Below are 2,312 nucleotides of genomic sequence, written 5' to 3'. Positions count from 1 at the left end.
CGCCTTGCAGGTCGGCGCGCTGGTCGCTCAGGGCTTCGAGCCGCTTTTCCAGCTCGGGCAGGTTGACCGGCGCCGCGCGCGGCGACCGCGCATCGATCGTGCCGATGGTGAGTTTGGCTCCGCCTTCACCCTCGACCCGGATGGAGGACGTATCGAGGGCCAGAGGAAAGTCCTTCGCGACCAGCGTCGAGTCCCCGGATGGCAGGTCGACGGTGATGATGCGGGTGACGGTGGCGCCATCGGGATAGACGGTGACGGTGTCGATCGCCGAATTGGTGTCCAATTCGGCTGCCCATGACGGCGATGCCGTCGCCATGGTCACCAGAACCAGGCTCGTTGTCGCCAAACATCGTGCGGTGATGCGCATAAAGTCCCTCCTGCCGGTATCGCCGCGCCGCCAGCCGGACGCACGCGATCAAATGCCTCGCCAACATGGTTGGACGCGGCAGGGAAGGAACTGGTTCGATTGGGGTTTCCGTGGGGCGCCGCTGCGGCGTCACCATGGCCGCGGAACGTATGACATTGCCGCGGCAGTCCTCACGCCTGGGTTGGCGAGCCCTGGCCGAAGATGCGCCGCAGCAGATCGGTCACGTTCTTCGCGCCGGCTTTCTTCAGGATGCCGGCGCGGTAGCCTTCGACCGTCCGCGCGCTCAAATGCATGCGGCGGGCGATCTCCTTGTTGGTCAGTCCGGCGGCAAGGTGCTCGAGCACGTCGACTTCGCGCGCCGTCAGCGGCTCGCAACCGGGCAGCCAGCGTTGCCGGCTCGCGCCGGGCTGCGCGAATTCATCGATGGCCGCATCGATCCGGCCGACGATATCGTGGGTGCGGAACGGCTTTTCGATGAAGTCGGCCGCGCCGCTCTTGATGGCGTCGACCGCCATGGCGATGCTGCCATTCGCCGAGGTCACCAGCACCGGCGCCATGCAGTTTTCCTCGCGCAGCCGCCTGAGCATGTCGAGGCCCGAGCGATCGGGCGGCAGCTCCATCAGCACGCAGGCCGGCATCCGGGCCTTTGCCTCGGACAACAGAGACGCACCGTCAGCGAAGCAGATCACGTCATAGGCGCTCTGTTGGAGCGCAGTCGAAAGTTGTTCGCGGGAGGCAGCGTCGGTATCGATGACGAATACCTCACCCTTGGAAAGCATGTTTCCCGGCATAATCCCGATCCAGCAATGTCTTGGTCAAATGGCCCGAGACGGCAGCGGGCTCCATCGCCCAGCCGCGCCGTCGTGAGCACGGCATTCACGCCAGTGCTTCGGTTTCCCCTATGTATGTTCCGCCCGGTTCCTGGATTTGACGGATCGAGACAGAAACTTTACATTTCGGGACATCTGCGGGAATGGCTGGCAGGAACGGTTCGCATGACCGACCTCGTTCGCAGCGCAGGCTTGAGCTATTACCCGGAGATCGCCCGGTCGGTCGGGCTCGATCCCAAACAGATGATGCGCAAGGCCAAGCTGCCGCTGGCCTGCCTCGACAAGCCAGACACCCCCATTGCCGTCACCGGCCTGCGCCGTCTGCTCGAATTGTCGGCAGAGGCGTCCGGCGCCGAAGATTTCGGCTTGCGTCTCGCCGAGCGCGGCGGCCTGACCAATTTCGGTGCGGTCGGCCTGATCGTGCGCGAACAGGCGACCGTCGGCGAGGCGATCGAGGCGTTTTCGCGCTTCATCCATATCCATCATGACGGCATGCGGCTGGACGTTGCGCGCGGCAAGCAGACCGTGACCCTCACGCTGCACCTGCGCGGCCGTCAGCCGATCGCGCCGCGTCAGTCGATCGACATGGCGCTCGGCAGCGTCCACCGCATCATCCAGTCGCTGTACGGGCACGACTGGCGGCCGCAGGAGGTCCAACTGCATTATCCGCCGCCGCACGATCGCAAGCGCTATCGCGACTTCTTCGGCTGCCGCGTCACCTTCAACGCAGAGGAGGATGCGATCCTGCTGTCGGCGCACGACATGGAGCGCCGGATCCCGAGCGCGCATCCCCTGATCGCGACTTATCTGCGCAAGCGGATCGAGGCAATCGAGACACGGCCCGCGAGTTGGGAGGGGAAGGTCGACGAGGTCGTGCGGACCCTGCTCGCCAGCGGCGACTGCACGGTCGAGCGCGTCGCCGAGCATCTCGCCTGCACCCGCCGCACCATCCATCGCCACCTCGCCGCATCAGGCACGAGCTTCTCTTCCATCCTGGATGCACAACGCGCGGGTCTCGTAACCCAGCTGATCGACGACCCCGGCCGGCCGCTGGCCGACATCGCGGTGCAGCTTGGCTTCTCCGCGCAGAGCGCCATGGCGCGCTGGTTCCGCGG

At 65.7% G+C, this 2,312-nt stretch carries 3 protein-coding genes; 1 reads left to right on the top strand and 2 read right to left on the bottom strand.

From position 1 onward, the window contains the following. Both MOV74_RS36285 and MOV74_RS36280 read right to left on the bottom strand, forming a co-directional pair. Positions 1-367, bottom strand: a 367-nt coding sequence (locus tag MOV74_RS36285) for a DUF4140 domain-containing protein (RefSeq protein WP_246932096.1), incomplete at its 3' end; no start/stop codon positions are given. 170 nt (positions 368-537) lie between these two features. Further along, positions 538-1,158 carry a response regulator transcription factor gene (locus MOV74_RS36280; protein ID WP_246932094.1) on the bottom strand — a complete coding sequence of 207 codons (621 nt, stop codon included), beginning with the start codon at positions 1,156-1,158 and terminating at the stop codon, positions 538-540. Between the two features lie 204 nt (positions 1,159-1,362). Here MOV74_RS36280 and MOV74_RS36275 point away from each other — a divergent pair. Beyond that, the coding region (locus tag MOV74_RS36275) for an AraC family transcriptional regulator (RefSeq protein ID WP_246932092.1) at positions 1,363-2,312 on the top strand (950 nt) is incomplete at its 3' end.

Origin of the sequence: Bradyrhizobium sp. SHOUNA76, assembly GCF_023006445.1 — a bacterium.
Lineage (GTDB): Bacteria > Pseudomonadota > Alphaproteobacteria > Rhizobiales > Xanthobacteraceae > Bradyrhizobium.
The sequence above is the reverse complement of the archived record's forward strand: the minus strand, read 5'-3'. Positions and strand labels throughout refer to the sequence as shown.

Excerpts from the sequence above, each read along its gene's own strand:
- MOV74_RS36280 (WP_246932094.1), bottom strand. The coding sequence starts at position 1,158 with ATGCCGGGAAACATGCTTTCCAAGGGTGAGGTATTCGTCATCGATACC.